Source organism: Paenibacillus alkaliterrae (assembly GCF_021532375.1).
Lineage (GTDB): Bacteria > Bacillota > Bacilli > Paenibacillales > Paenibacillaceae > Pristimantibacillus > Pristimantibacillus alkaliterrae.
Genome location: NZ_JAKGAP010000124.1, coordinates 1 through 3,465, shown reverse-complemented (window position 1 = coordinate 3,465; position 3,465 = coordinate 1). Strand labels below are relative to the sequence as shown.

The following is a 3,465-nucleotide window of genomic DNA, read 5'->3' as shown; positions in this document are numbered from 1 at the left end:
GGGAATGGAAAGTGCATGGAAATGTAAAGTAACGTCCATCCAATCCCGTTTTGGCTAGCAATCGGACGGATTTACTTTACATTACCTTCATTCGAATTGATCAGGAAAATGACTTCAGCCAGCCCAGCAAATCGTCATTGGCAAGCCATGAAGGGACATCTTTTGGCGAGACGTCAAAATACGCTTTTTCAATGGCCTCCCGTTTTTGGCGCGAATCTGTACGTGCATAAACTTCTGTCACTTGAACTGAGGTGTGCCCTAGAATGTCACGGATATAGATGAGATTGACGCCGGACTGGAGTAGATGCATGGCTATCGAATGCCTCAGGCAGTGACAACTAAGTTTCTCGGGAATGAGAGAAGGTTCCTTTCTCCGAGCCTGTCTTGCATATTTTGCAAGGATATAGTTTACGCCAGCTCGAGTCAGTTTTTCCTTACGGCTGTTGCTGAATAATGGATATTTATTCGCGTAGGGTTCAAGCAAATTCTGCTCATCCATATATGTTTTTAAAATCGTTAATTGTTGCTCTAGCAGCGGAACAATCCGTGCCTTATTCCCTTTACCAATCAATTTCACGGTACAGGGTCGGTCAAGACGCACCATAGAAGGCGTTAGATCGATGATTTCCTGGACACGTGCACCGCTGTTATACAGGAGTGAAAGTAGTGCAAGATCCCGCCTCCCATTTTTATTGGACAGGTCAGGTCCATCCAGCAGGAGCCGTATTCCTTCGACAGATAGATAATTGATCGCTGTTTTTTCTGTTTTCTTAACCGGGATTGACAGTATTTGCTGCCATTCCATCATGTATTCTGGATTTTGGTACTGGAGATATCGGAAGAACGAATGTAGAGCCGTAAGACGCACATTTCTTGTCGCTGCACAGCAGTGTCTTTCTACCTCAAGCCAGTTTAGGAATTCCACAATGACATCTTTGGTGATCAAACGCAAGGTTAGCTTTTCGGCATGCATGCTTTTCTTTTCCTTTTGAAACATAAGGAAAAGGATGAATGTATCTTTATAGGATGCGATCGTGTTTTTACTGGCTCCTCTTTCTCCTGGCAGGTAACGGCTAAGAAAATCCGTCAAACTTTTGGAAAAGTCAGTCGGCTTCATGACGCACCACCTCTGGGAAAGCATAGGAACAAATACGGTTTGCGTTGGATAGCAGTTCTGGATACATATCGGAAGTCAGCCTGACATACTTATCTGTGGCTTCTAAGGATTGATGGCCGAGATATTCTGAAAGGATAGGAAGTGAATAATATAAATCCAATCCGGACTTCGCCATGGCAGCAAGCGAATGCACACTGAATACATGCCGGACATCGTGAAGCCTAGGGCCTTGTCCCTTTCCTCCATGGGGAATACCGGCTTCCACAAGCACTTTCCGGAACCATTCGTAGATTGTTTTTTCGCGGCACTTATAACCATTTCGCTTCACAAAGAAATACGCTTCCGGATTTTGAATCATTTGCAGCGAATGCCTAAACTGTCTGCATACGTCCGCCACTGAATCGGAGATGGGAATCATCCGTTCCTTCCCGTTCTTGCTTGTCCGTATGACAAGATAGTTGTCATCAAGATTTACATCTTTTACCTTTAGGGAAACCACTTCGCCAATGCGCATTCCGGTTCCGTACAACATGCGTAAAATAGCGGGTACAGCATTTATTGTCGAGTTCATGAAATTATCCATTTGCAACCGATCACTGGCTGCGAAGATGGCATCCATTTCTTTATGAGAAAAGATATAGGGCGTAAACGTACTTTGATACACCCGGGGTAATCTCGGAATATAGGAAGGATAGCCTGAATCGTTTAAGAATGAGGAAAAATGCACGAGATACATCACTCTTTTGTAACACGTGCTGTTGGATTCATTCGGACGTTTCACCGACCATCTGTCGGCGAGTTCTTTTGTAATTCCAATTTTGCCTTCCGCATGTTGGATGGTGAACTGATCAAATAGATAATATGCACTTTCGGCATCAATGAACTTGTATCCCAGACTTCTTTTGAAATCGACATATTGATCAAGTAGTAAGGCATAGATCCCCTGAAATCTGCTCATCGACCTGCACCCCTTTCGTAAAATCCAGGAGATACCGGGGGTACATTCAGAGCACACTGGCGCAGGGCGTTCATATCGATTCGCAGATAATACCGTGTGCTATCCGTGTTCTTGTGCCCGAGAACTTCCGAGATCACAGGGATTGGTGTCTTCTTTTCAAGCAGAACGCCCGCCAAGCTATGGCGAAGTGCATGTGGACCATGCTTTCGCTCTTTCTCATAGGATAGGCCTGCTCTCCTGAGGTATAAGGTAACAATGCTGTGCAGGGTTGAATAATGTAACCGATCATATGGGGCGTTCACGTGCAGGAATATATAGGGAAGCTCCGATTCAGGCCTACCGTACTTCAGATAATCAATGATGGCATCACCAATGTCAGACAGAAGCGGAAGTTCGATTTGCTCGCCGGTTTTCTTCTGATGTAGTGTGATGAGACTTTGTTCCCATCTTATGTTTGCAAAGGAGAGGCAACAAACATCTGTTGCCCTAAGTCCCAAGCGGGCAGTGATCAGTACCATGGCATAATCCCTTTTGCCTTTTGGACTGCTGCGTTCAATGGATGCAATTAACTTCTCCACTTCGTCCTTTGTGTAAGTGGAGGGAAGCTTGGCCTGTTTTACGAATTTATCTTTCGGAACCATCCGGGAGTAGTTTGTTTCGGTTAATCCTTGGTCGTAAAGATATCTCAGATATCCTTTGAGAATAGAAAGATGACTATGTCTTACATTGGCAGAGCAGAATCCCAGTTGATGCGTATAGTTAAGTAAGAGTTGCTGGCTAATGGAACGTACATCGTTTACGCTGCTATCTCCCAAATAACTGAGGAATTGCTGGAAACGATGCTTGTATTCCTCAACGGTTCCACGAGAAATTCCGTATGATTGTCTGTGCGCGATGTAATCCCTCATCGTCTGGCCAACTGCCCCCGGCAAATCGCGAAATTTCTGGCAACGTCTAAATTTAACCGTCCCGGTTTCAAGAAACTCAGTAACAACATTGGCGCATTGTATGATGTCTTTTTCCCAGCGATCCAGATCATCATATTTTCTTACGCCGATCAGATGGTAGATAAAAGCTTCTCCTACGCTAGCATTGTAATACATCCAACCCTGCTCTTTCATGAATGCAGTAACCCTCTGCCATGCTGAACGGTATTGGCTAATTCTTGAATCGGAATAGGACAACTTTTCGAGATAACGGATGACTTCTCCAGTCAGCATCTCGAACGTTTTTTGCTCTTCTTTCATATTCGGACCTCCAGAATAGTTTTGGCATGGTATGCCTTAACCAAACATAGAGGCATTATAATGTAAAGTAAATCTGTAAACATACCAGTTAAAACAAGGCCTTATGGCAACTCACTTTACATTTCCATGCACTTTCCATTCCC

Annotated in this window: 3 protein-coding genes; all 3 read right to left on the bottom strand. The window is 44.3% G+C overall.

Annotation, left to right across the window (positions count from 1 at the left end; genetic code table 11):
- Positions 1-100: 100 nt before the first annotated feature.
- The 3 genes from L1N85_RS26325 to L1N85_RS26315 are packed head-to-tail and all read right to left on the bottom strand — an operon-like array spanning position 101 to position 3,322.
- Entirely contained in the window at positions 101-1,117 is a 1,017-nt protein-coding gene (locus tag L1N85_RS26325) for a site-specific integrase (RefSeq protein ID WP_235241985.1), read from the bottom strand.
- Positions 1,104-2,075: a tyrosine-type recombinase/integrase gene (locus tag L1N85_RS26320; protein ID WP_235241984.1), complete on the bottom strand. Its 972-nt coding sequence runs from the start codon at positions 2,073-2,075 to the stop codon at positions 1,104-1,106. Before L1N85_RS26320 ends, L1N85_RS26325 begins: the two co-directional genes overlap by 14 nt.
- On the bottom strand, positions 2,072-3,322 hold the full coding sequence (locus L1N85_RS26315) for a site-specific integrase (protein ID WP_235241983.1): 1,251 nt from the start codon (positions 3,320-3,322) through the stop codon (positions 2,072-2,074). Before L1N85_RS26315 ends, L1N85_RS26320 begins: the two co-directional genes overlap by 4 nt.
- Positions 3,323-3,465: the final 143 nt, after the last annotated feature.